Source organism: Pseudoalteromonas sp. SR43-2 (genome assembly GCF_014163885.1).
Classification (GTDB): domain Bacteria; phylum Pseudomonadota; class Gammaproteobacteria; order Enterobacterales; family Alteromonadaceae; genus Pseudoalteromonas; species Pseudoalteromonas distincta.
Genome location: NZ_JACJED010000004.1, coordinates 129740 through 154697, shown reverse-complemented (window position 1 = coordinate 154697; position 24958 = coordinate 129740). Strand labels below are relative to the sequence as shown.

Below are 24958 nucleotides of genomic sequence, written 5' to 3'. Positions count from 1 at the left end.
GAGGATAAATCATGGATTATCAGATTTTCTTAGGCGTTGGTGTTTTTATCGCTATCGTTGTACTACTGGTTTTAGTCATCATTGGTGCTAAATCTCAGTTAGTTGCAAGTGGCGATATTATCATCGGCATTAATGGCGACCCAGATAAAGCCATTAAAACATCAGCAGGTAGTAAGCTTTTAGGCGCACTATCTGAGTCAGGTATATTTGTATCATCTGCTTGTGGTGGCGGTGGCTCTTGTGGTCAGTGTCGTGTACACATTAAAGAAGGTGGTGGTGATATTCTGCCAACTGAGCTTGATCACATATCTAAAGGTGAAGCCCGTGAAGGCTGTCGTTTAGCGTGTCAGGTAAATGTTAAAAATGACATGGAAATTGAGCTTGAAGAGTCAATTTTCGGTGTTAAGAAGTGGGATTGTGAAGTTATCTCTAATGATAACAAAGCAACGTTCATCAAAGAACTTAAGCTGCAAATTCCAGATGGCGAGTCAGTGCCGTTTCGTGCGGGTGGTTACATCCAAATCGAAGCTCCACCTCACCATGTTAAATATGCAGATTTCGATGTTCCTGAAGAGTATCGTGGCGACTGGAACCATTTTGGTTTCTTCGATCTGGAGTCAAAAGTAGACGAAGAAACGATTCGTGCTTACTCAATGGCTAACTACCCAGAAGAAGAAGGCATCATTATGCTTAACGTGCGTATTGCTGCTCCACCTCCAAGAAACCTTAGCTTGCCGTGTGGTAAAATGTCTTCGTACATTTGGTCACTTAAAGAAGGCGACAAGGTAACTATTTCGGGTCCATTTGGTGAGTTCTTTGCTAAAGACACTGATGCAGAAATGGTATTTGTTGGTGGTGGTGCTGGTATGGCGCCAATGCGTTCTCATATCTTTGACCAACTTAAACGTTTGAACTCAAAACGTAAGATGAGCTTTTGGTATGGTGCACGTTCTGAGCGTGAAATGTTCTACGTAGAAGATTTTGACGGCCTAGCCGCTGAAAATCCTAACTTCGTATGGCATACAGCACTTTCAGATCCACAGCCTGAAGATAACTGGGAAGGCTATACTGGCTTTATCCATAACGTGTTATTTGAGAACTATCTTAAAGATCACGAAGCGCCTGAAGATTGTGAGTACTACATGTGTGGTCCTCCAATGATGAATGCGGCAGTTATTACTATGCTTAAAGATTTAGGTGTTGAAGACGAAAATATCTTACTAGATGACTTCGGTGGCTAACACTAATACCAAAACAGTTTAGTTTTGGTTAAAATACCAGCCTCGTAGCACTTGTGTTACGAGGCTTTTTTTATTTTTTTAATTTTATCAATCTATTAAGTAGAGCTGTTATGAATCGAGTAAGTACTTCACAGGGCATAATGGCCTTTTTACTAATTACACTGACTTTATTATTGTCTGGGTGTGGTGAAAAGCCAGAGTTAAAAGAAACCTTTTTAGAAGGTAAGACTATGGGTACCACTTATCATATTAAATATTATGATGAGCAAGCCCAGCTATCGGCTTCACAACTACAGCTGCAAATAGACGCTGTTTTAAAAGATGTGAACCAATCTATGTCTACTTACATAGAAGACTCTGAAATAAATACATTTAACAGATTACCTGCAAATCAAGTCATGCCAATTAGCGAAGATTTTAGGGCTGTTATAAGCGAGTCTATTCGCTTAGGTGAATCGACTAAAACACTCGACGTAACAATGGGGCCTTTAATTGATTTATGGGGTTTTGGGCCTGATAAAAAACCAACTAATCGCCCAAGTGATGAAGAGCTTGCAAGTATGGTTGAAAAAATAGGCATTGATAAACTTATCTTAAATGAGCAAGGACTGGCTAAAACAGTTAATGGACTGGAGCTTTCTTTTTCGGCAACAGCTAAGGGCTATGGTATTGATAAAGTTGCCCAGTTATTAGAAAGCCACGACATTACTAATTACATGGTTGAGATTGGTGGTGAGCTGCGTATAGCGGGTGAAAAGCCAAATAATCAGGATTGGAAAATTGCGATTGAGCAACCAGATGCGCAACCTGGAGAGCGTAAGGTACACCGTGTTTTATCGCCAGGTACAAGTGGTATAGCGACATCGGGTGATTACCGTATTTTTTATAAAATGGATGGCGAGATCTATACCCACTTAATTGATCCAGCAACAGGTATGCCTATTAAGCACGACTTAGTGTCGGTAACTGTGCTTCATCCAAGCGCTATGACGGCAGATGGTTTAGCGACGGCACTTACTGTAATGGGGATGCAAAAAGCGCAAGCTTATGCTGAGCAACATGATTTACCGGTTTATTTAATAGGTAAATCAAAAGAGGGTTTAATTACCTACTCAAGCCCAGCATTTAAGCCTTATTTATAGTATGGTGCTGACTTGTTTATTTCCGTGTTATTTGGGTATATAATAGCAGTCGCTCAAAAATATTTGAGTTTAATTTATTGCTGATCAATAGGGGCTAAGCAATGTCACTTTTTCTTCTTACTTTTGGCTTACTAATTTTGATAGTTTCGGCTATGGCCGTTGGTATGATCGTGCAAAAAAAATCTATGGCAAGCAGCTGTGGTGGTTTAGGTTCGGTTGGTATTGATAAAGCCTGTGATTGCGATGATCCATGTGATAAACGCAAAAACCGTTTAGCAAAAGAGCAAGCTTGGAAAGAAAACCAAATTATTTAAGCCTGTCTTAAATATTAAAAAGCGCTTTATAGCGCTTTTTTTGTGCCTGTAAAACGCCTTCGCATCATAGCTTCCAAAGCAATCCAATCTAAATGTATTAGACAAAGGTATATAGTTTAGTTTTTTTCACCTATTAGGTTTATTTTTCTCGTTTGTCAAATTGGAGCTAACACTCTAAAGTTTAACCATAGACAAAGAGCAAGGCTCTCGTCATAAGCTTGAGGCATAAGTTAACCTCGCTTAAAAGAATCTTTATATTGTGTGTGAAGATGTTGTCAGTGTGAAAGGCAACTCAAGTTCGGTGGATTCACTTCCATAAAGAACAAGTTTGAGTTGTTTTTATTCCCTACAATTGCCACGCAGTGTAAACCAAAAATCTTTATATTGTGTGTGAAGATGTTGTCAGTGTGAAAGGCAACTCAAGTTCGGTGGTGACTGCATTTGAGTTGTTTTTATTTCCCTACAATTGCCACGTAATGTAAACCAAGAATCTTTATATTGTGTGTGAAGATGTTGTCAGTGTGAAAGGCAACTCAAATTCGGTGGTGACTGCATTTGAGTTGTTTTTATTTCCCTACAATGCCACGTAATGTATACCAAGAATCTTTATATTGTGTGTGAAGATGTTGTCAGTGTGAAAGGCAACTCAAATTCGGTGGTGACTGCATTTGAGTTGTTTTTATTTCCCTACAATTGCCACGTAATGTAAACCAAAAATCTTTATATTGTGTGTGAAGATGTTGTCAGTGTGAAAGGCAACTCAAGTTCGGTGGTGACTGCATTTGAGTTGTTTTTATTTCCCTACAACGCCACGTAATGTAAACCAAGAATCTTTATATTGTGTGTGAAGATGTTGTCAGTGTGAAAGGCGGCTCAAGTTCGGTGGTGACTGAATTTGGGCTGTTTTTATTTGTGCGACACAATTATTACTCCCTCCTAAAAACCTATAATCCTATTAAATATTTCTCTTTAAATCGTTTTTTATATGAACTAACCGAATGTTTTTTATCGTGTTATTTTTTATTAACAAAATAGCTTCGAAAGCTTAACTCAAATTAATTGATTTTTAGTTGAACAGAAAATTCTCTTTGTTATACTCAAGTTCGAACTTTCAGTAAGTTTTGAAAGTTTGGTTGATACGGATCAATTTTCGCTAGGTAAATATGTGCTAGCTGGATTTGATTGTATTTAGCACCTGGTTTTAGGGCTTACAACAGCAATGTTTTTTAGATTTTTCCATTGCAAACTGTATTACTCTAATTTTGTTATAGTCATTTTAGTAGGTTAATGTCTTTGAACACACTTTCTTTGTATCATACAACTACGGAACTTGCCTCTGGCGAGCCGCAAACGTGTGAGCGCTTGAATAAAGCAGGCAAGGGCGTGTGTGTAGCTATAACTTTATTAGTGTTTAATACTGTAATGTTGCTAAGCGGTGCATTAGAGGATGCCTTCAAGCTTGAAGCGCTATTAAGTGATGGGTTTATTGTAGAGCCACTGTTACTTAATCTTGCGCAATTTTTAGCTCATCCGATCATATCAAGTCAGTTACTTATTGGCCTTTGTTGGTTATTGTTCCATATTTGTCCAGCGCGTCGTGCTGGCATAATCCTCCGTAAAGCAGCCTTTGCTTTTAGCGAGGCTAAAGTTCTTCAGCCTGTGATCTCTTCACACGGTTGTCGTGCTCCACCTAGCTTTACAGGTTGCCTGTAACGCTGCATCTTGTTGCTGGTTTTAATTATTTGTTCTTGCTGTAAATAATTAAGGTTAGCTAAAACAAAGTAGCTCCGTGTTTTTTAAACACATTTCAGCCAACCACCACTCACCCAAGTTAACTTTTATTACGTTATATAAATGCGTTTAGAAAGCTGGGTTTGTTGCTAGGTCATTAATGGCATGAGCTTTAGGTTTTGAATAGCCCCCTTATTTTTATAATTTAATTCTAGTTAACTTGGGTTTTTATTGAAAAATCGTTGCTTTGGTTTTTATTTTAAGCAGCAAATTGAAACTCTAGGTTTGTAGGATACTCCCTTGTTAATTCGTAACCTTTGTAATATTGCTTTAGCTAGTACAGTGCTGGCGTTGTCAGGCTGTAAAGGCGGGATACTCGATCCAAAAGGGCAAATAGGCATTGATGAGAAAAATTTAATCATCATCGCAACCGTGCTTATGTTGCTTGTAGTCGTTCCCGTTATTGTGATGACTTTGTATTTCGCTTGGAAATATAGAGACACTCAAAACCAAGAAATTTATGCTCCAAAATGGGCTCATTCAAATAAAATTGAAGCCGTTGTTTGGGCTGTTCCTATTGTTATTGTAATCATTTTAGGTGTTATTACCTGGCAGTCTACCCAAGAGCTAGACCCTTACAAACCAATTGAAGGTAAAGGTAAGCATCTTACTGTTGAAGTGGTTTCGTTAAACTGGAAGTGGCTATTTATATATCCTGAGCAAGGTATTGCTACGGTTAATGAATTAGTGTTCCCAGCAAATGTACCTGTCGAATATAAAATCACTTCAGAGAGCACAATGAACTCCTTTTTTATTCCGCAATTGGGTAGTCAAATATACTCAATGGCTGGGATGGAAACCAAGCTTCACTTAATTGCAAATGAGCCAGGTACGTTTAAAGGCTTTTCTGCAAATTACAGCGGCGCAGGTTTCACTGGCATGAAATTTAATGCCATTGCTACACCTACCCAAGCTGGTTTTGATAAGTGGGTGAGTGATGTGAAAGCGAATTCAAGCGCTAACAACCTGACTCATGCAAACTATGTTGAGCTTGCAAAAGCAAGTGAAAATAACCCTGTAGCCTATTACGGAAAAGTTGATGACGGCTTATTTCATACCATTGTTATGAAGTATATGCAGGCGCATGGCGATATGAACAAAAAACACCATGCAATGGGCGAACATGGGCAAATGAGTAAAAAGCATCATGAAATGAATGAGCACTCAATGCCTTCATCTCACAGCCAAGGCGAGGAATAATAATGTCGTTATTAGGTAATCTTTCACTCGACGCAATTCCGTTTCATGAGCCAATTCTTGTGTTCACGATGTCGGTTATTGCGATAGCTGGGCTTATCATCGCCGGGCTTATTACAAAGTATAAAAAATGGGGCGTGCTTTGGCGCGACTGGATCACGTCTGTTGATCACAAACGCTTAGGCGTAATGTATATTCTTTTAGCACTAATAATGCTGTTTCGTGGTTTTTCTGATGCAATAATGATGCGTGCGCAGTTGGCACTTGCTACCAGTGGTGCGCCAGGTTATTTACCACCAGAACACTACGACCAAATATTTACTGCCCACGGCGTAATCATGATCATCTTTATGGCAATGCCATTTATGATTGGTCTAATGAACATTGTATTACCACTTCAAATTGGTGCTCGCGATGTTGCTTTTCCATTTTTAAATAATTTAAGTTTTTGGTTTACAGCCAGTGGTGCAATTTTAATTAACTTATCACTTGTGTTTGGTGAGTTTGCAAAAACAGGTTGGGTGGCATATCCGCCGCTTTCGGAGCTGACCTTTAGCCCTGGGGTGGGGGTCGATTATTATATTTGGGCCTTGCAAATATCCGGGCTCGGTACACTTCTAACAGCCGTAAACTTTTTAGCAACCGTGTTTAAAATGCGTGCACCAGGTATGACCCTAATGAAAATGCCAATTTTCACATGGGCATGTACATGGGCAAACATCTTAATTGCAGCATCATTCCCAATTTTAACTGCTGTACTTGCAATGCTAACGCTTGACCGTTATCTCGACTTCCACTTCTTTACCAATGAGTTGGGCGGTAACGCCATGATGTACATCAACCTGTTTTGGGCATGGGGTCATCCTGAGGTATACATACTAGTATTACCAGCATTTGGTATTTTTTCTGAAATTATTTCGACCTTTGCCGGTAAACGTTTGTTTGGTTACAAATCGATGGTTTACGCCAGTGGTGCAATCTCAATTTTAGGCTTTATTGTTTGGTTACATCACTTCTTTACTATGGGCTCGAGTGCTAACGTTAACGCGTTCTTTGGGGTAATGACCATGGTTATTGCCGTACCAACTGGGGTTAAGTTGTTTAACTGGTTATTTACTATTTACCGAGGTCGTTTACGTATAAGTGTACCGGTACTTTGGACTCTTGGCTTTATGGTTACCTTTACCGTAGGCGGTATGACCGGTGTATTACTTGCCATTCCTGGCGCTGATTATGTACTGCATAACAGCTTATTCTTAATAGCACATTTCCATAACACAATTATTGGTGGTGCTGTGTTTGGTTACCTGGCCGGTTTTGTATTTTGGTTCCCTAAAGCAATGGGCTTTAAACTTAATGAAAAATGGGGCAAAGCATCATTTTGGTGTTGGATTATTGGTTTCTTCGTAGCATTTATGCCGCTGTACGTACTTGGTTTCTTAGGTATGACACGTCGTTTAAACCACACTAACAACCCAGATTGGAACATGTGGTTATACATTGCCGCAGGCGGTGCTGTAATTATTATGTTTGGTATTATCAGCCAAGTAATTCAATTATATGTGAGCTTTAGAGACCGTGAAGCGCTTGACGATACAACAGGCGATCCGTGGAACGGCCACACACTTGAGTGGGCTACAAGTTCACCTCCGCAAATTTATAACTTTGCAACAATTCCACATATCGATGATATTGATGCATGGACCGATATGAAAGAAAAAGGTCAAGCATATCAAGATAAAGCAAACTACAGCCCTATTCATATGCCTAAAAACACATCAGCTGGCGTGTTAATGGCAGCAAGTTTAACAGTATTTTGTTTTGCAATGATTTGGCATATTTGGTGGTTAGCTGTTGTTGGACTAGTAGGCGGAATTGCCATATTTATCAAACGTTGTTACACCAGCGATGTTGATTACTATATACAACCTGATGAAATTGCACGCATTGAAGCTGCATATAATTCAAGTGGCGTTAAGGAGTTAAAAGCGTGAGTACACTTTCTGCAAATTTAGACTCTGTATCACACGATGATCATGCCCACGCGCATGATCACCACGATACTTCGGGTGATACCGTATTTGGTTTTTGGTTATACCTAATGACCGATTGCCTACTGTTTGCCTCGTTTTTTGCCACTTACGCTGTGTTATTTATGAACACAGCCGGTGGCGTATCGGGTAAAGATATTTTTGAACTCGACTTTGTAGCAGTAGAAACTGCAGCACTACTGATTAGTAGTATTACCTTTGGTTTTGCCATGATTGCCGCTCAAGGGCAAAAAAAGGCACTAACACTGACTTGGTTATTTGTTACGTTTTGTTTAGGTGCTGTGTTTATTGGTATGGAAGTATACGAATTTCATCACCTAATTGTGCATGGCAATGGTCCACAACAAAGTGCCTTTTTAACATCGTTTTTCTCATTAGTTGGCTTACATGGTTTACATGTAACAGCGGGTCTAATTTGGATGACCATAATGATGATTGAAGTTGCTAAACGCGGCTTAGGTAAAGCAACCGTAACGCGTTTAAGCTGCTTAAGCCTATTTTGGCACTTCTTAGACATTGTTTGGATTTGTGTATTTACCGTTGTTTATTTAATGGGAGCAATGTAATGAGCCACAGCGAAACGCATGCGTTAAAGCAAACGCAAAGTGATCATCATGATGAATCTCATGGCAGTGTTAAAACTTACTTAATTGGCTTTGTGCTATCGGTAATTTTAACTGCTATACCGTTTTACATGGTAATGGAAGGTGACTTCTCAAAAGCAACAACGCTTTGGAGCATTGTTACTTTAGCAATCGTACAAATTTGGGTGCATTTAAAATACTTTTTACACCTTAATTTTACCACCGAAGATGGCCGTGCAAGTACTTTCTCATTCCTATTCAGTGCTCTGATCATCGTAATGGTTGTTGGGTTATCTGTTTGGATCATTTATGAATCTAACGCAATGATGATGTACTAGGAGTTGAAGATGTTTCGTCGTTATTTATCAGTGACAAAGCCGGGTATTATTATGGGCAATTTGATCAGCGTAGCGGGCGGGTTTTTACTTGCTTCGCGCGGTGATATAGACCCATGGTTAATGATTGCCACATTAATTGGTTTGTCGCTAGTGGTTGCATCAGGTTGCGCTATCAATAATGTTATAGATAGAGACATAGATGTGGCCATGGCGCGTACTCGTACGCGGGTTACAGTAACGGGCGAAATGTCGGCCTTTGCTGCACTTAGTCACGGTATTTTATTGGGTGTTGTGGGCTTTGGTTTACTTATCGCCTACACCACTCAAGCCGCGGTATTTTTTGCAGCCTTTGGCTACGTAATTTATGTAGGGGTTTATAGCCTCTACATGAAACGCAACTCAGTATATGGCACTTTTGTAGGCAGCCTTTCTGGCGCTGTACCGCCAGTAGTAGGTTACTGCGCCGTAACAGGGCAGTTCGATATGGGCGCATTAATACTGCTAGTCATGTTTAGCTTGTGGCAAATGCCGCACTCTTACGCTATTGCTATTTTTCGCTTTAAAGATTATCAAGCTGCAGGTATTCCTGTATTACCAGTAGCGCAAGGTATCGACAAAGCAAAACGCCATATCGTACTTTACATTGCTGTATATGCCCTAGTTGTGATGTTACTGCCAATTACTGGCTACACAGGTGCTGCTTTTATGGCTGTTGCTTGTATTACCAGCTTTTGGTGGTTGCTAATGGCGCTGCGCGGTTATCGTCGTAATATTGATATGAGTAGCTGGGCACGTAAAGTGTTCGCATTTTCAATTATTAATATTACAGCGTTAAGTATTGCTATGGCTGTTGATTATCATAGCGTTGCTCCACAGCTGTTAACGCTGACCTAATTAAAATTTTTGACTATTCCAAAGTTAATCCAAAGGCTCGAAAGGGCCTTTTTTTATACCTAAATATTAAAATAATTGAACATCAGTATTCTCACCCTTTTACTTTCTAAAATCATCAGCATTGTAATAAAGAGGTTTAAGCGTGCCGCAGTTAATAAATTTATAGGTAAGCTCATTTTCAGCTGGGACACGTTTTGAGGTACGAAGCTTTTGCATACATGCGTTAACTAAATCAACAAAAATAAGATGGTTATAGCTCGGCGCTTGTTGAATTTTATGAATATAAATACGCTCAGTCCCGCCCAGATTAATCATGTCGTAATCTTGCCATTGCGATGATTCACTTAAATCTTTTAGCTCTCTGGCATACAGTTGCTTAGTCAGTTCAAGCTCTTTTTTTGAGTAAATTAAACTACCACCTTGTTGATAATCACCCTCGTAAATATCGGCAATAATCGTAATTTCTTCACCACGCATTAAATGTTGAATATTAAACGCTTGTGGCTTAACCGTGATTAGCTCAGCATTTCTAACAAAATTTAAGAGTGCGACATCTGGGTTTCCTATTTTATAAACAACTTGCACATCATTGGGTAAATTATAGGTGGATAAATTCATTGCAATAATAGATGAGCCTTGATTAACCAAAGCCATAGGATGCTCAGCATTGTAAGCGGGGTCTACCGGTGGAAGTTCTGCTTTTTCTTCTTCAGCTGCGGCAAAGCCACTTAAAGTGATTAGTAATAAAGTAAGTAGTAAGCGCATTATAATCTCAATTAATTTATGAGCTTAAATTGTAGTATAAAAATATATATTACATTGAGTTAATTACACTTAATACTTAACTGCAAAGGATTGTATAAAAGGCTCAAATGAGCCTTTTATACAATTTCAAGGTAATCTCAAAACGACATTAAAATAATCGCGACTAAATAAGCACTACTTAATTGCTTTTTTTACTTCTCGCCAATCTATTATTTTAAAGTTTTGAGGCTGCTGTGGCATACGGTTATAACCATCTTGTACAACTAAAATACCTTCAGGATAACCCGGAAGGGACTTAGCTGTTACTGTTAATCCGTCGGTTTCTGATGAGCCATCAATACCATTAACCAAATCACTTATTACACTAAACTTACCTGCAAACTCTAAGCTAGGTGTTTTTATGCCCGCAGTACCATTCTTTATTTTATACAATACGTAGCTGTTATCACCTTGGCTGGAAACAACTAAATAACGTGTTTTGTCGCTGTGGTAAATTTCCATACCTTCAACATCATCAACAAGTTGCTCATTTATACCTTGTAGCATAACCGGTGTACTGCCTGCCGTTGGCTCTGCACCTATAAACCAAATACCGGCATCTTCTTCGCCTACAAATAATTGTCCTAGTTCATCATCTGCACTACAGCCTTCTGGTTGGCTTGGTAGGTTAAACTCGCGAACAAGTTTGCCTGTTATTTTTTCGTTATTCTCACTGATTTTATATTGCTGATATAGCCCCGATTTATCATTTACAAATACATAGTTCCCCGTATTTGACGAGTACATACATAAGCCATAAATTTCATCAAGATTGGTAGGAATATCAGCAATGTACTTCACACTATTATTAGCTTGTACTGTAAATACACTAATACCGTTAAGCGTTCGGTTACTGGCAGTTATTAATGTATTGGTACTGTTTTTAATAGTGCTATTTTGTCGCAGGTCTACGTTATTTAAACGACCAACTTCAAGTGACTGTTCAAGCTTGCCATTTAGGCTGTATACCATTAGTCCACGGCGTTTATCGGTGCCTAAAATTAAGCTGTTTGCTGCATCTTTAGGGTTAACCCAAATTGCCGGATCGTCTGCTGCATCACCAAATGCTTGAACGGGGACCGTTTGTGCACTTGCCTTTATTTGAGTGATTGATTGAGTATTGGTTTTTAATGATTTTTTGATAGGTGTTACAGGTAATGTACTTTTAATATAAGCGCCTGTTTCATCGTTATACAGCACTGCCGTTGCCGCGTTGTTACTTGTGTAATTTACCGCTACCGATTCCAAGCTCAAGTCACCATTTAACATCCAGTTATTAAGCACTTTACTAATTGGATCATAAGCATACACAGTATTGTTTTTGGTACTAGTAAACCAGATAATACCATCTTGCGAAGCTGAAATAGCTCCTAGTTCACTGTGTAACTTTCCAAAGGGGGCGACTAAAGCAATCGGTTTTTTATCTGCTTGCGATTCCGCGTTCGCGTTTATTGCCCAAATGCCTACTTCGCTTTCACTTACATATAAGGTATTTGTTGTTGTACTTACAGCACAACCTGATGCCTCACTAACGCCAGAAAATTCACGTACATTTACGTTAACCGCTTTATTATTCGCTGTATCAAAAATAATAGTTTCGGTAATTAGCCCGCGTACATCAGGTACAAATGCCGATATTGATTCACTCGCTTTATTAGCAAATAAACACACCGTATCGGGTTGTGCTTGTGGTGGGTTAATGCGGGTTAGTTCAATTGTATTCCAGCCACTTTGAGTGTGCTCAAGCTTAAATATAACTACGTTATCTTGATTGTTATCAATAGTTGCAACCAAAAATGAGTGTGCTGTTAGCTTAGTGACAGCAAGCGCTTCAAAGTTACCTTTTTTTATAATGCGGCTTTGTTGCGTTTCACTTTCAACTAACACTAAGCCTTTGCTTTCGCTTGCTAGCAACCAATTGTTATTATTTAACCATGCCGCTTGTGAGCCTTGCATGTTATCTGTTGGACCAAATTCAGTACTATTAATGACTACTTTATCGGATGTGTTTTTTACTGCCGTATTTGTAGCCATGTTACTATTGCTACATGCACTTAATGTACTAAGCACTAAGCTACTTACAATTAAGCTAATAGATGTTTTTAATTTAAAGTTCATGTTGTAACCCTTTATTGGTCAAAGCGCTTTTTAGTGCTGTAACGCACTTCGCCTTTATAGTTAATAGCCGTTGCTTTTAGTGCTTCATTATTAATCGAAAAACTCAAAAATCCTGGTGTAGCTTCTGCAAAGCGCGTAAATTCACGTTGTTTTACATAACGCGCCTCGCTACCGCCGCCAGATACGAAATGGTCGAGTTTACTGCCATCTATTTGGTTATGTTGCAGGTCATGTTCGTGTCCCGCTATATATGCTTGCACACCATTTTGCTCAAATATGGGTTCGAGTAAATTACGCAAACCTTCAGTAAGTCCGTAACGTTTTCCACTGCTATAAAGTGGGTGATGACCAACCACTATTTTCCATCGAGCTTGGCTATTTGAGAGTTGGCTATTTAACCATGTTAATTGCGCTTGGCTGTTTTGCCCTTGAGTTGCTTTGTATTTTTCGCGTGTTTTGTATTCAGGATTTAAAGTATTAGTGTCTAAAAACACTATAAAGACCTGCTCTCCACCTTTTAAAGTAAAGGTTTTACTGTAATAGCGTGCAGGTAAATTCCAGCGCTGACTTTTTTTACTGTAATCAAGTTGCGCTTGCGCATTACCTAAATAATCATGATTACCCAGTACTACATACCAAGGCTCGAATGTATGTGGGCCATGGTAAATATCTTCATAGGCACTTTGCCAAAGCGGGTCGTTAACACTTGCTACCCCATTGGGATAAAAGTTATCGCCCGTTGAAATAGTAAAATCACCATCCGTTTGAAACATCGCTATTTCTAACTGGTGCGCTACGTCTTTTTGATAAAAGTGCCCGTTATGACCCCAATCACCAATAACCGTAAAATTTAAGCTCTTAGGCAGCGCAGTCAAGTTTGCAATTTTTTGTTGCTCGTATAATGCGTCGGTGTACGTTACGTTTGCCAATACGCTTTGTATACTGCATAGACCAAGTGTTATTAGCAGTAATGTTTTTTTTATCATTATTGTTCTCCCATGTTGGTAGCGCTAAATAAAGTGATTAGCGCTACCTCATAAACTTATTTAAAACGCGTAACGCAGCATAAGTTGATAAACCGGACCCGCTTCTTCAGATTCAATTTCGTACTCATCAAAGCTTCTACTAAATTGATCATCAACGGTATCAAATTTATTAAAGGTTTCGTCTTTACTTGCATCAAGTAGGTTTGAACCTACCAAGCGCAGTGTTACATCTTCCCAACGTTTTTCTATAAATACTTCAAAATCGGCACTGTAAGATGTAGTTATTTCTTCACCTACAATGCGTCCATAGGCATCACCTTGCTTGCGGTAAGTTGCGCCAAATGCAGCTTTAAGTTCGGGTAAGTCTTGAATAAACCCAACGTTATAAACGTAGTCTGATTGGTCGTTAAATTTGCGAGTCCCAAAAAAGTCGGTTACTTCACTATCAAGCCATGAGTAATTTAAAAATACACCCGTATTAGGCATGCTAAATGCGCCAAGTGGTGTCGATAAATCAAGCTCAACGCCTTTAACATTACCATCGCCTGTGTTGCGTGGCTGCAGTACAAACGTACCTTCGCCCTCAGAGCCTTCTTGTCCTGTATTTGCTATTTCTATTAGGTCATTTACTTTGCGATAAAATAAATTAATACCTACAACGCCACTTTTTCCTAAGCGATACTCGTAGCCTAAGTCCATACCCCAAGCTGATTCTGGTTTTAATTCAGGGTTCCCTAGTTGGTCGTTATCGCCAAGTTCTTTTTCGATAAGTGCCGGTGTTAAAAAATCAAACTCGGGGCGGCGTAAACTACGCGCAACAGAGGCGCTAACGCGTCCATTTTCACTGACGTTATAACGAAAATGTGCTGAGGGGAGGATAAAATCGTAATTGTTATCTTCGGTTACACCAATTGTTTTATCATTAATTTTAGAATCGGTAGACTCCCAGCGAACGCCTAGCTCCCAAGCAAATAAATCATCTTTGTGCTTAACAAGGGCAAATAAGTCAAAGCGATCTTCTTCTAAAGTATTTACACCACCAGTAACCGCTTCGTACTCGCTATTAAATGTAGCAAGCGTTAAAGGTGTTGCTGCGTATTGCTCCCAACTGGTAAGTGCAAGTTCTAATTCGTTTTGCGATTCTAAAATTTCACTGTCGCGTTTTTTATTTTGTAAAAATGCACCAAACTGAATTTCTTTGCTGTCACCCCAAGGTTGGCTGTGTTGCCACTGTAGAGTCCATTCTTTATCATCTATTTCACTTTTAGTTTGCTCTTCTTCAAATACCATCGGCAGCTCTGAGGTATCTAATTCGACTTCTTCCTCATAAACAGACTCTTCAAACCGAGCAAAGCCAAATTTAAACTTACTTGTGCCGCTTAGTAGTGGAAATTCATAAGCGGTATTGATGTTGTAATTAGTTTGGTCAATATATTTAACATTGGCATTATCTGTTTCTAAGTTACCGCCATTTACAATATCGTTATTGGTTGCAGTTGGGTTGTTGTATTCAAATGAACGCTCATCCTCAGTACGCTCTGTATCAACCCACATAGCGCTAATATTAAACTGACTATCGTCGTCAAAAACAATTTCGTAGCTGGAGTTAAGTGACGTGTCGTCACCATCGCGAGTGTCTGATTGGTCTTCGCGGTTATCAAATTCTTCTGTTTGAAAGTTTATATTGTTTTCAGGGCTATCGCCGTAGCGCAAACTAGTTTTTTGTTTTGGGTTATATCTGCCTTGTAAATTTGCACCAAGTAATAAGCGCCCACCAGCAAATTCAGTACCGTACACAGCAGCCAAACTTTCTTTAAATTCACCATCGTCATAAAGCAAGCCACCAGCACGCAAGTAACCGCCATCTAAACTGTAACCATCGCGCAATACAATATTTAATGTGCCCGCAATAGCATCGGCTGAGCGGTTAGCACTTGATGAGCGAATTATTTCAACGCGTTCAATTAACTCAGCCGGAATTCGGTCAACAAAAAATGAACGATCGGCACCAGCGCCAGGTACTTCTTCACCGTTTATAAGCACCTTTGTATAAGCAGGGCTTAACCCCCGCATACGTGCACCATCCGATTCAAGCACATCCGATAAAAATGTAACACTGGGTACTCGTTTTAATGCATCGCCTGCGGTCAATGGTTCAAAACGTTGAAAGTACTCTTGTGAATATTCTAAGGTTGGTGCGAGTTCGTCTGAGCGGTTTCTGTAGCCAATTTCACCGTATACAACAATTTTGTCAGAAACTTCGATATCTTTTTTTGTGGTTTCTTTTGCATTATCCTCTGCATAAGCCGTCAAATTACATAAGGCTAATGCGGCTACCAGTGCTTTTATTTTAAAGTCTTTCATTGTATTTGCTCTTGGTTATTGCTGGGTTGTTTCTTGGTATGGCGAGCAAGCTAAAGATATTTGATTACGTATATGTGACAGTGTTTAGTTTAAATACATGTATTTAGAGGTGTTTGAGCAATATGTAGAGCGTATTGAGCTTTTATCACTCCTCGTAAAGTCAGGTGTTATGTACCGTGCAGGGCTGTTTTTAAAGTAGGTATCATCTCGTTGTCATATAGCTGAGCTAATATGACCCTGCTAATAAAAACTTGTATGAACTAACTTTAAAACTCATTTATAAAGAGATACCGCACATGCGATTTAACCCCTTTATCAGCCACCGATTATTAATAAACGCTATTATTGCGATGTTTTTTAGCGCTGTATTTTTAAGTAGTTATTTAGGTGTATTAAAAACTTACGCCAGTATTCAGTGGCTCGATATTATGGGGGAGGGCGGTATTGTATTAATGACCCTTGTATGGATTGCCGCGTTATTAATTTCAAGACCGCCGAGTAAAGTAACCACTTACTTAGTGATAGGAGTTGGGTTATTTATGTTTTCGGCAACCCTCGATTTACTTGATGAATGGCTAATGCACCCCGCCCATCAATGGCTCAGTTGGATTGAATCTCTGCCAGCACCTTTAGGCATGTTGTTAACGAGTGTGGGTTTGTATTATTGGCATCAAGAGCAGTACGTATTAAATCGTCAGCTACGCCGCCGTGAAGCGCATTTACGTGAGCACGATAAGGTGTGTCCAATAACGGGCCTTTATAAGGCGCAGTACTTAGATTCAGCAATTAAAGAGCAACTTACGAGCAAACAACCACTCTGGCTTGGGGCTATTGATATTCGTGATTTTTCGCATTTTAATAGTGAGTTTGGCTTTAGTGAGGGCGACCGGTTACTGCGTGAAATTAGCGAGCTATTGTTAATGAATTGCCGACTAAGTGATGTAGTGTGCCGCTACGCCGGAGATTGCTTTATGGTACTAATGCCAGCCACTACAGAGCAGCAAGCTAAAGAGTTGATGGCACAAATTAAAGGAGCTCTAAAGCATTGTGCATTTAAAGTTGAAGCATCTAAAAAAGCAAAGTTTCAATATGTCACTACCGCCTTAATACAAGGTAATAAGCATAGCAGTACAGATAAACTAACAAGCCAACTGCATAGTCAATTACAACAAAAAAAGCATCAACAAAAAGTAGCGCACCGTGCACACGTTTGTTAGCCAAGACGATAAATATTTAAGCGCTCAAGGGCTTATTACGTCAGCTGTAGAGCTTGCTCAAAGCCGAAACATAAATTTACATAAGCTGCTACGCGGTACCGGTATTTTTGAACAAGACTTACTTAATTTTCAGCATACATTTAGTGTGTCTCAGCAGGTGCGTTTATTAGCTCAATTTAAGTTGTTGATGAAAAGTACTGACAGTGGTTTTTTACTCGGTAGCCAACTTATTAACGACACGCGAGCCGAAGCTCAGGCATTAATATATAGCGATAATTTAGCTCAAGTATTAAAGCAATTATCACTTTTAAGAATGCAATTAGCGCCTTTGCTGTTTAGTCAAACGTATATTAAAAACGATAATGTTTATATTTATATTCAGCCTGCACATGGGTTTGATGAAAGCCTTTACCACTATGTGCTAGAGATATACAGCACTGCATTTTATAGTTTACTTAAACGAGTGAGCGAAAGTTACCCGCATTGTCAGTTCGACTTTGCTTTTAAACGCCCTCGGCATATTCAAGAATACGAGCAAAATTTAGGGCTAAAGGTAAGTTTTGATAAGCCATGTACTCGCTGGGTATTAAATAAAACCATGTTAAGGGCTAAAAACCCGCATGCGAGTCAATTACGATTTATGCAAGCGCAGTCGCAGCTACATAATAAAAGCGTAGTTAGCATGACTTTTATTGAAGCCGTCTGCAGATACTTATACTCTCACCCAAGTGCTAATTTAGAGTGTACCGCAAAGCACTTTGCTATGAGCTCAGCTACATTTAAGCGCAGACTCAAACTCAATGGGGTACGCTTTTCAGCGTTAATAGATGAGCAAAATAAGCACAAAGCTATTTACCTACTTACTCTGTGCGCTAAACATAACGAACAAGTCGCTGAGCATTTAGCTTTTTACGATATACCTAACTTTCGGCGCGCCTTTAAGCGCTGGACAGGCTTAACACCTAATCAGTTAAAAGCGCAATAAGTTACTCAGTTGCCATGTCGATGGAGTGCAACAATGTTCGTGCCTTTAAATGTAGGTTTGGATCTTCTGGATTTGACGTATTAGTCAGCCAAATTACATTGCCTTCTTTATTTACAAACAATGTAGTAGGTGTGCCTCGTATACCTAATTGCTGTGCTATTGCATCGGCTTTTACAGCTGTTTTAAAAGTATAGCCTCTTTCGCTAAGTGCTTTAGCGGGAATGGCATCGTCATCTTCTTTAAAGCTCACGGCAATAACTTTTAAGCCCATATCATCAATTTTTTGAAGTGCTGGCTGCAGCTTTTTACAATACGGACACCACGTTGCCCAAAAGTGTAAAACGTAAGGTTGACCTAATAAATCTTGAGTGTTGAGTGGCGACCCATCAGCCATTTGTAAATTTAATGTAGGCAATTTAGGATATGTTGCTTCTGAGCTTGTATCTTGTGCGTAAGCTGTAAAGCTTAATAAAATTAGCGTGATGTTAATAAATAGCTGTTTCATAATATGCTCTTTTTTATTTTACATATTAAACAAGAACGATAATTTAACATTTTTCTTTCAAACTAAAAGCCAGCAGCTTGCTCAACAACAATAGCGTGGCGTTTAGCGAGGCGTAGGTGATCTCTATCGTAACCTCCACCTATCACAGTAGCTACAGGTGTATTGTGTTCAAGGCAGCGTTTTAATACTAAATGGTCACGTTTAGCTATGCCATCCCAGCTAATATCTAACTTACCCAAGCCATCACCTTGCCAAATATCAACGCCAGCATCGTAAAGTACTAAGCTTGGGTTTAGCTCTTTAAGTAAATAGCTTAGTGTTTCGTCAACTATGGCAAGGTATTCGTCGTCCTTCATATTATTTGCCAGGCCAATGTCTAAATCGCTAGCGGACTTTCTAAAGGGGAAGTTTTTTTCACAATGAATAGAGCAAGTATACGCATAGGGTTGGTGCTGTAACATTGCAGCTGTGCCATCACCTTGGTGCACGTCTAAATCAAAAATAAGTACGTTAGTTACCTCACCCGATTCAATTAAAGTTTGCGTGGTAAAGGCCAAATCGTTAACCATACAAAAACCTGAACCAAAGTCATTATGTGCGTGATGTGTACCACCAGCAAGATGACACGCTATACCGTGTTTAAGTGCTAAGCGGGCTGTCTGTAGCGTTCCTTGAGGGGCTGTAAATGTACGTGCCATAAGCTCTTTTGACCAAGGTAGACCAATGCGACGCATTGCTTTTTCATCTAAGCGGTTGTGCCATAAATCTTGGATATAATTATCGCAATGCACAAGCTCAAGCGGCTCTGGCGTGCCTAATATTGGCTCAACTAGGTTACTGCCGATTAAACCAAGCTCTGCAACATGTTGATATAAATGTGCAAATTTACTCATTACAAAGCGATGCTTAGGATCAAAGCTAAACGAGTAGTTAGGATGGTATACCAAAGGCAAATGAGGATTTAAGCGCATATTTACAAGCTTTATAAAGTTTGCGCTATGGTAATCAACTTAAGAGAATGAATCTATTGTGAGTCATTAATAAGTGACGTTAATTCGCGATGCAGTAGCTCATCATCGGCTAAGTTTAGCTCTATTAAACGCTTTAAATAAGTAATACTGTCTATATCAATGTGGTGGCATTTTAAACCAATATGATCGGCTTCAATATGGCAAATCACTACTTCCATTTTTATTTCTATATCGCTTTGAGGCAATGTAAAACGTAGTATTGCTTGCGTATTGTGGCTGCCAATAAATGCATCACAATTAGTGACCAACGCGCCATGTAACGATAGATCGAGTAATTTACACGGATACTGTTGGCTATCAAAACATAACAGAGCGTTAGTTGAAAATAGCACACGAGAAAACTGTCGACGATTTTGCATAACCTAATTTAGCCTTACTGTTTTTATAATAAATTAAGCATAGCGGGTAATTCTCTACATGCTAGCAAGATGTGCTCCTGTAATGCTGGTGGCATAAAAAAGCCCTGCAAAGTGCAGGGCTTAAGTTATACAAACATAAAATTAACCAATATTTTTAGCCAATTTTTTTGTATTTAATACGTTTAGGTTGAGTTGCCTCAGCGCCTAGGGTCTTTTTAAGCCACTCTTCATATTCAGTGTAGTTACCATCAAAGAAGTTAATTTGACCTTCGTCGCGGTAATCTAAAATATGTGTAGCAATACGGTCAAGGAACCAACGGTCATGCGAGATACACATTACACAACCTGGGAACTCTAAAATAGCGTTCTCCAGTGCACGTAGTGTTTCAACGTCCAAGTCATTGGTTGGCTCATCGAGTAGTAACACATTGCCGCCAGCTTTTAATAACTTAGCAAGGTGTAAACGGTTACGCTCACCACCTGATAGGTCTTTAACAAACTTTTGCTGATCGTTACCTTTAAAGTTAAAGCGACTTACATATGCTCGGCTTGGGAACTCAAAGTTACCAATTTTCAGTACGTCTTGTCCGTCTGATATTTCTTGGAAAACAGTTTTGCTTTCGTCCATACCGTCGCGGAACTGATCAACAGTAGCTAGGTGTACTGTTTCGCCAACGCTGATGTTACCGCTGTCTTGCGTTTGCTCACCGCTTATCATTTTAAACAGTGTTGATTTACCCGCGCCATTCGCGCCAATAATGCCCACAATGGCACCTTTTGGCATGCTAAAGCTTAAGTCATCAATTAAAACGCGATCGCCAAAACTCTTACGAAGATTAGTTACTTCAAGTACTTGGTCACCTAAACGCGGACCAGGTGGGATAAACATCTCGTTAGTTTCGTTACGTTTTTGGTAATCAGACTGCTGCATTTCAGTAAACTGAGCCATACGTGCTTTTGACTTAGCTTGACGACCTTTAGGGTTTGAACGAACCCATTCAAGTTCTTGCGCAATTGATTTTTGACGTGCTTTTTCAGATTTTTGTTCTTGCTGTAAGCGCGCATCTTTTTGTTCAAGCCAAGAAGAGTAGTTACCTTCCCATGGAATACCTTCACCACGGTCAAGCTCTAATATCCAGCCAGCTACATTATCAAGGAAGTAACGGTCATGCGTTACTGCCACAACAGTGCCTTCGTAATCGTGTAAGAAGCGCTCTAACCATGCAACCGACTCAGCATCTAAGTGGTTAGTAGGCTCATCAAGAATAAGCATGTCTGGTTTTTCAAGTAATAATCGACATATAGCAACACGACGACGCTCACCACCTGAAAGGTGCTCAATTTTAGCATCCCACTCTGGCAGGCGAAGTGCATCAGCTGCACGTTCTAAAACGTTGTCGATGTTATGACCATCGTGCGCCTGAATAACAGCTTCAAGCTCGCCTTGCTCTTTTGCAAGTGCGTCAAAGTCAGCGTCTTCCATGGCGTATTCGTTATACACTTCGTCAAGACGTTTAAGTGCGTGTTTAACTTCGCCAACAGCTTCTTCAACAGTTTCACGTACTGTTTTACTTTCGTCTAAAATAGGTTCTTGCGGTAAATAACCAATTTTAGTACCAGGCTGAGGATGTGCATCACCTTCAAAATCTTGGTCAACACCGGCCATAATACGCAGTAACGTAGATTTACCAGAACCGTTTAAACCAAGCACACCAATTTTAGCGCCAGGAAAAAAGTGCAACGAAATATCTTTTAAGATAGTGCGCTTAGGTGGCACAACCTTAGATACTCGACTCATCGAGAATATAAATTTATCAGGTAAAACCATGGAGGAAAGCCTTCAAATAATAATAAAAATTTCAATGTTGTATTGTAGTGGCTGACGGGTGAAACAGTCAACGAATGCTGTATAGAACAATACACTTACCTAAGCGGTACTTTGTTTTGATTGCTCGTTAAAAACACTACTATTACAGGATTTCTATTGTGTAAAATTCTGTAATCTATTGTTTTATATTGTTCAAATACATTCCATTTTTAACAAAAGTGGTACAGTATATTTACAAACTGTAAAGTATAAGCAAGTTATATAGGCAGGCCACACTTAGTTTGTTGTTCAACATCACATTATTAAATATTACAAAGGTTTAAAGGAATGAACATGAAAATAGTTACAAAGTTAGGGGCATTACTTTTAGGTTTATACTCATTTTCGAGCCAAGCAGACATACTCCATGTAAATGGTTATTACCAAGGAATAGGGATAGGGTCTACGCAAATTGATGTATACGAGAGTGATAGCATACAGTTTACAACGCTTTACGGCCGGTTTGGATATCAGTTTTCGCGTTACTTTGCATTAGAAGGGCGTATAGGGTTTGGGTTAAATGATGAGTCAACGCCTCTAAACGGAATTGTTTACACTCAGAACCCACAGGACGGCTCGCTGAGTTCAGAATTCATTAAGAGCGAAATCGATTCAAGCCTTGATTTGCAAACAAGTATATTTGTAAAAGCTAATTATCCAATTTCATCTCGAGCTGATATGTTTTTATTTGGTGGCTATGGTAGAAATAAATTAAGTTACAATGAAGGTGACTTAAAAAACCTTGCAGAATCAATAACTGGTACAGATACAAATTCTACGCTAATAACTGAGCAAAACTACGACGAAGGCGGCGTAACTTACGGAACTGGCGTTGACTTTAGGCTAACTCAACGCTGGCAAGTAAGTGCTGAATACCAATATTTTGATACAAATGAAGGCGATATTTACGCTCTTAATTTATCTGTAAATTATCGTTTTTAATTATAATAGCGCTACTGATTTTAGTAGCGCTATTTCAATTCACTAAAACAAAGTACTTCAATATAAATGCACTGCCCCTCATCTATAGCTTTTAGTAAGTATTAAAAAATCATGAATAAATTTCATTTGGACATCTATACATCTAGAGGTTGATATTTTTTACTTTCAGTTCATAATTAAGCCTCGGTTTTTATGAGCAGGAGTAAAGTATGCCAATTACAGTAAAAGACGAGTTGCCGGCAATTGCACGTTTACGTCAAGAAAACGTATTTGTAATGCCAAAAAGTCGTGCAAAAACGCAAGAAATACGCCCAATGCGTTTGGCTATTTTAAACTTAATGCCTAATAAAGTAGAAACCGAAGTTCAGTTTATTCGCTTACTTGCCAATTCGCCTTTGCAAGTAAACGTAGAGCTACTGCGCCTCGACACTCACCGTAGTAGCAGCAACTCAGAAGAGCACCTTGATACCTTTTACCGTTATTTTTCTGAGGTTAAAGACAACAATTACGATGCATTAATAGTAACCGGTGCGCCACTTGCACATTTAGAATACGACGATGTAGCGTATTGGGATGAGCTAAAAGTCATTATTGATTGGGCTGAGCAACACGTTACCTCTACGTTATTTTCGTGTTGGGCAGCGCATGCAGCGTTATATCATCGTTACAATTTAAAGCGTGATTTAAAAGACGATAAACTATGTGGCGTATTTACTCACCAGTGTTATTTTGATCACGGTGCACTGACTCGCGGATTTGACGATACCTTTTTGGTACCGCACTCACGCTACGGCCATATTGATATAAATAAGATAAACGCCTGTGAAGAACTCGTTGTACTGGCAGGTTCTGAGCGAGTAGGGGCTTACTTACTTAAAAACAAATCAGGTAGCCAAGTGTTTATAACCGGCCATCCAGAGTACGACGCCGACTCGCTAAAAGCAGAATACGAGCGCGATTGTAAAAAAAGCCCTAATGCACCAAAGCCCGAAAATTACTTTCCGGATGACGATGCAACCAAACAACCTTCAAAAACATGGCAAAGCCATGCTTTTTTACTTTTTTCGAACTGGTTAAATTACTACGTGTACCAAACCACACCGTATGATATTAATTTAGTTAGCCAAGACGTGAGGACTAACAACTATGCCGAATAACGCGCCTACAAATAATAAGCAAGCCGAAATAAGTGCCGCATTAAAAGAACGCATTTTAATTTTAGATGGCGCTATGGGCACCATGATCCAAGATCATAAGCTAGAAGAAGAAGACTATCGCGGAGAGCGTTTTAAAGACTGGCATGTATTAATTAAAGGCAATAACGATTTATTAAGCCTAACTAAGCCCGACTTAATCACTGATATTCATCGTGGTTTTTTATCAGCGGGCGCCGATATTATCGAAACCAACACGTTTAACTCGACCACTATTTCGATGGAAGATTACGACATGGCAAACCTAAGTCGTGAAATAAACCTAGAGTCGGCTAAATTAGCACGCGCAATTTGCGATGAATTTACGGCTAAAACGCCAGAAAAACCGCGCTATGTAGCGGGTGTTTTAGGGCCGACATCTAAAACGTGTTCAATTTCGCCAGACGTAAACGATCCGGGTTACCGAAACGTTACCTTTGATAAGCTAGTTACTGCGTATGTAGAGTCTACCCTTGCATTAATGGAAGGCGGCGCCGATTTAATACTAATCGAAACTATATTCGACACGCTTAATGCAAAAGCCGCTTCGTTTGGTGTAGAAGAAGCCTTTGAGCAAGCAGGGCGCACATTACCAGTTATGATCTCGGGCACTATTACTGACGCTTCTGGCCGTACGCTTTCTGGGCAAACAACCGAAGCATTTTATAACTCTATTCGCCATATTAAGCCTATTTCGATTGGTTTAAACTGCGCGCTTGGCCCTGATTTACTGCGCCAATATGTAGAAGAGCTTTCGCGCGTGTGCGAAACCTTTACATCGGTACACCCTAATGCGGGCTTGCCTAATGAGTTTGGTGAATACGACTTAGAAGCGCCTGAAATGGCAACCGAAATTATCGATTGGGGTAAATCGGGCTTTATTAATATTGTAGGTGGATGTTGTGGCACCACGCCTGCGCATATTCGTGCTTTTGCAAAAGGTTTAGCGGGCGTTAAACCACGCCAACTGCCAGAGCTTGAAGTACGCATGCGTTTATCAGGCCTTGAAGCCTGTAACTTAAATTAAGGAGCCAA

At 39.6% G+C, this 24958-nt stretch carries 22 protein-coding genes; 14 read left to right on the top strand and 8 right to left on the bottom strand.

The window, feature by feature from the left end; all coding sequences use genetic code 11:
* Nucleotides 1-11 precede the first annotated feature (11 nt).
* The 9 genes from nqrF to cyoE all read left to right on the top strand — a co-directional run bounded on the left by nqrF (nucleotide 12) and on the right by cyoE (nucleotide 9552).
* Complete coding sequence (gene nqrF / locus H5120_RS04905) at nucleotides 12-1241, top strand: NADH:ubiquinone reductase (Na(+)-transporting) subunit F (protein ID WP_002958895.1); 1230 nt, start codon at nucleotides 12-14, stop codon at nucleotides 1239-1241.
* 110 nt (nucleotides 1242-1351) lie between these two features.
* On the top strand, nucleotides 1352-2383 hold the full coding sequence (locus H5120_RS04900) for an FAD:protein FMN transferase (protein WP_182673776.1): 1032 nt from the start codon (nucleotides 1352-1354) through the stop codon (nucleotides 2381-2383).
* Between the two features lie 101 nt (nucleotides 2384-2484).
* A complete protein-coding gene (gene nqrM, locus H5120_RS04895) occupies nucleotides 2485-2697 on the top strand; it encodes a (Na+)-NQR maturation NqrM (protein WP_007376137.1) in 213 nt (70 codons plus the stop codon).
* Between the two features lie 1293 nt (nucleotides 2698-3990).
* Nucleotides 3991-4410: a hypothetical protein gene (locus tag H5120_RS04890; protein WP_024603772.1), complete on the top strand. Its 420-nt coding sequence runs from the start codon at nucleotides 3991-3993 to the stop codon at nucleotides 4408-4410.
* A gap of 318 nt (nucleotides 4411-4728) precedes the next feature.
* Nucleotides 4729-5688 (top strand): ubiquinol oxidase subunit II, encoded by a 960-nt coding sequence (cyoA, locus tag H5120_RS04885; RefSeq protein WP_182673775.1) that lies wholly within the window; start codon nucleotides 4729-4731, stop codon nucleotides 5686-5688.
* A 2-nt stretch (nucleotides 5689-5690) separates the two neighbouring features.
* The gene (gene cyoB / locus H5120_RS04880; RefSeq protein ID WP_024596558.1) at nucleotides 5691-7679 is read left to right on the top strand and encodes a cytochrome o ubiquinol oxidase subunit I; all 1989 of its coding nucleotides are present in this window, start codon (nucleotides 5691-5693) and stop codon (nucleotides 7677-7679) included.
* Nucleotides 7676-8302: a cytochrome o ubiquinol oxidase subunit III gene (cyoC, locus tag H5120_RS04875; protein ID WP_002958100.1), complete on the top strand. Its 627-nt coding sequence runs from the start codon at nucleotides 7676-7678 to the stop codon at nucleotides 8300-8302. Before cyoB ends, cyoC begins: the two co-directional genes overlap by 4 nt.
* Nucleotides 8302-8658, top strand: a complete 357-nt coding sequence (gene cyoD / locus H5120_RS04870) for a cytochrome o ubiquinol oxidase subunit IV (protein WP_002958101.1) — start codon at nucleotides 8302-8304, stop codon at nucleotides 8656-8658. Before cyoC ends, cyoD begins: the two co-directional genes overlap by 1 nt.
* A gap of 9 nt (nucleotides 8659-8667) precedes the next feature.
* Entirely contained in the window at nucleotides 8668-9552 is an 885-nt protein-coding gene (cyoE, locus tag H5120_RS04865) for a heme o synthase (RefSeq protein WP_002958102.1), read from the top strand.
* A gap of 99 nt (nucleotides 9553-9651) precedes the next feature.
* Here the strand turns inward: cyoE and H5120_RS04860 are convergent, their stop codons facing one another.
* From H5120_RS04860 to H5120_RS04845, 4 genes are all read right to left on the bottom strand, one after another.
* Nucleotides 9652-10317 (bottom strand): hypothetical protein, encoded by a 666-nt coding sequence (locus tag H5120_RS04860; protein ID WP_182673774.1) that lies wholly within the window; start codon nucleotides 10315-10317, stop codon nucleotides 9652-9654.
* Between the two features lie 174 nt (nucleotides 10318-10491).
* Nucleotides 10492-12474 (bottom strand): phytase, encoded by a 1983-nt coding sequence (locus tag H5120_RS04855; protein ID WP_182673773.1) that lies wholly within the window; start codon nucleotides 12472-12474, stop codon nucleotides 10492-10494.
* Nucleotides 12475-12485: 11 nt separating this feature from the next.
* Entirely contained in the window at nucleotides 12486-13460 is a 975-nt protein-coding gene (locus H5120_RS04850) for a metallophosphoesterase (protein WP_182673772.1), read from the bottom strand.
* 60 nt (nucleotides 13461-13520) lie between these two features.
* The gene (locus H5120_RS04845; RefSeq protein ID WP_182673771.1) at nucleotides 13521-15824 is read right to left on the bottom strand and encodes a TonB-dependent siderophore receptor; all 2304 of its coding nucleotides are present in this window, start codon (nucleotides 15822-15824) and stop codon (nucleotides 13521-13523) included.
* Between the two features lie 296 nt (nucleotides 15825-16120).
* On the opposite strand from H5120_RS04845, the gene H5120_RS04840 reads away from it, so the two are divergent.
* Together H5120_RS04840 and H5120_RS04835 are read left to right on the top strand one after the other, a co-directional pair.
* Nucleotides 16121-17041: a GGDEF domain-containing protein gene (locus tag H5120_RS04840; RefSeq protein ID WP_002958110.1), complete on the top strand. Its 921-nt coding sequence runs from the start codon at nucleotides 16121-16123 to the stop codon at nucleotides 17039-17041.
* Nucleotides 17025-18026 carry an AraC family transcriptional regulator gene (locus tag H5120_RS04835; RefSeq protein WP_149603056.1) on the top strand — a complete coding sequence of 334 codons (1002 nt, stop codon included), beginning with the start codon at nucleotides 17025-17027 and terminating at the stop codon, nucleotides 18024-18026. Before H5120_RS04840 ends, H5120_RS04835 begins: the two co-directional genes overlap by 17 nt.
* A gap of 1 nt (nucleotide 18027) precedes the next feature.
* Here the strand turns inward: H5120_RS04835 and H5120_RS04830 are convergent, their stop codons facing one another.
* The 4 genes from H5120_RS04830 to ettA all read right to left on the bottom strand — a co-directional run bounded on the left by H5120_RS04830 (nucleotide 18028) and on the right by ettA (nucleotide 21749).
* A complete protein-coding gene (locus tag H5120_RS04830; protein ID WP_182673770.1) occupies nucleotides 18028-18531 on the bottom strand; it encodes a TlpA disulfide reductase family protein in 504 nt (167 codons plus the stop codon).
* 62 nt (nucleotides 18532-18593) lie between these two features.
* Nucleotides 18594-19502 (bottom strand): histone deacetylase, encoded by a 909-nt coding sequence (locus H5120_RS04825; protein WP_182673769.1) that lies wholly within the window; start codon nucleotides 19500-19502, stop codon nucleotides 18594-18596.
* Between the two features lie 53 nt (nucleotides 19503-19555).
* A complete protein-coding gene (locus tag H5120_RS04820; RefSeq protein WP_182673768.1) occupies nucleotides 19556-19921 on the bottom strand; it encodes a PilZ domain-containing protein in 366 nt (121 codons plus the stop codon).
* Nucleotides 19922-20075: 154 nt separating this feature from the next.
* Nucleotides 20076-21749 carry an energy-dependent translational throttle protein EttA gene (gene ettA, locus H5120_RS04815; protein ID WP_002958115.1) on the bottom strand — a complete coding sequence of 558 codons (1674 nt, stop codon included), beginning with the start codon at nucleotides 21747-21749 and terminating at the stop codon, nucleotides 20076-20078.
* 333 nt (nucleotides 21750-22082) lie between these two features.
* Here ettA and H5120_RS04810 point away from each other — a divergent pair, with 333 nt between their 5' ends.
* From H5120_RS04810 to H5120_RS04800, 3 genes are all read left to right on the top strand, one after another.
* The gene (locus H5120_RS04810; protein ID WP_182673767.1) at nucleotides 22083-22730 is read left to right on the top strand and encodes a porin family protein; all 648 of its coding nucleotides are present in this window, start codon (nucleotides 22083-22085) and stop codon (nucleotides 22728-22730) included.
* Between the two features lie 209 nt (nucleotides 22731-22939).
* The gene (gene metA / locus H5120_RS04805) at nucleotides 22940-23887 is read left to right on the top strand and encodes a homoserine O-succinyltransferase (protein WP_002958117.1); all 948 of its coding nucleotides are present in this window, start codon (nucleotides 22940-22942) and stop codon (nucleotides 23885-23887) included.
* Nucleotides 23877-24950, top strand: a complete 1074-nt coding sequence (locus tag H5120_RS04800; RefSeq protein ID WP_039486821.1) for a homocysteine S-methyltransferase family protein — start codon at nucleotides 23877-23879, stop codon at nucleotides 24948-24950. Before metA ends, H5120_RS04800 begins: the two co-directional genes overlap by 11 nt.
* Nucleotides 24951-24958: the final 8 nt, after the last annotated feature.

Bases quoted from the DNA above. Each gene is read 5' to 3' on its own strand.
- nqrF (WP_002958895.1), top strand. From the start codon at position 12: ATGGATTATCAGATTTTCTTAGGCGTTGGTGTTTTTATCGCTATCGTT.
- H5120_RS04900 (WP_182673776.1), top strand. From the start codon at position 1,352: ATGAATCGAGTAAGTACTTCACAGGGCATAATGGCCTTTTTACTAATT.
- nqrM (WP_007376137.1), top strand. From the start codon at position 2,485: ATGTCACTTTTTCTTCTTACTTTTGGCTTACTAATTTTGATAGTTTCG.
- cyoB (WP_024596558.1), top strand. From the start codon at position 5,691: ATGTCGTTATTAGGTAATCTTTCACTCGACGCAATTCCGTTTCATGAG.
- cyoD (WP_002958101.1), top strand. From the start codon at position 8,302: ATGAGCCACAGCGAAACGCATGCGTTAAAGCAAACGCAAAGTGATCAT.
- cyoE (WP_002958102.1), top strand. From the start codon at position 8,668: ATGTTTCGTCGTTATTTATCAGTGACAAAGCCGGGTATTATTATGGGC.
- H5120_RS04860 (WP_182673774.1), bottom strand. From the start codon at position 10,317: ATGCGCTTACTACTTACTTTATTACTAATCACTTTAAGTGGCTTTGCC.
- H5120_RS04855 (WP_182673773.1), bottom strand. From the start codon at position 12,474: ATGAACTTTAAATTAAAAACATCTATTAGCTTAATTGTAAGTAGCTTA.
- H5120_RS04850 (WP_182673772.1), bottom strand. From the start codon at position 13,460: ATGATAAAAAAAACATTACTGCTAATAACACTTGGTCTATGCAGTATA.
- H5120_RS04845 (WP_182673771.1), bottom strand. From the start codon at position 15,824: ATGAAAGACTTTAAAATAAAAGCACTGGTAGCCGCATTAGCCTTATGT.
- H5120_RS04840 (WP_002958110.1), top strand. From the start codon at position 16,121: ATGCGATTTAACCCCTTTATCAGCCACCGATTATTAATAAACGCTATT.
- H5120_RS04830 (WP_182673770.1), bottom strand. From the start codon at position 18,531: ATGAAACAGCTATTTATTAACATCACGCTAATTTTATTAAGCTTTACA.
- H5120_RS04825 (WP_182673769.1), bottom strand. From the start codon at position 19,502: ATGCGCTTAAATCCTCATTTGCCTTTGGTATACCATCCTAACTACTCG.
- H5120_RS04820 (WP_182673768.1), bottom strand. From the start codon at position 19,921: ATGCAAAATCGTCGACAGTTTTCTCGTGTGCTATTTTCAACTAACGCT.
- ettA (WP_002958115.1), bottom strand. From the start codon at position 21,749: ATGGTTTTACCTGATAAATTTATATTCTCGATGAGTCGAGTATCTAAG.
- H5120_RS04810 (WP_182673767.1), top strand. From the start codon at position 22,083: ATGAAAATAGTTACAAAGTTAGGGGCATTACTTTTAGGTTTATACTCA.
- metA (WP_002958117.1), top strand. From the start codon at position 22,940: ATGCCAATTACAGTAAAAGACGAGTTGCCGGCAATTGCACGTTTACGT.
- H5120_RS04800 (WP_039486821.1), top strand. From the start codon at position 23,877: ATGCCGAATAACGCGCCTACAAATAATAAGCAAGCCGAAATAAGTGCC.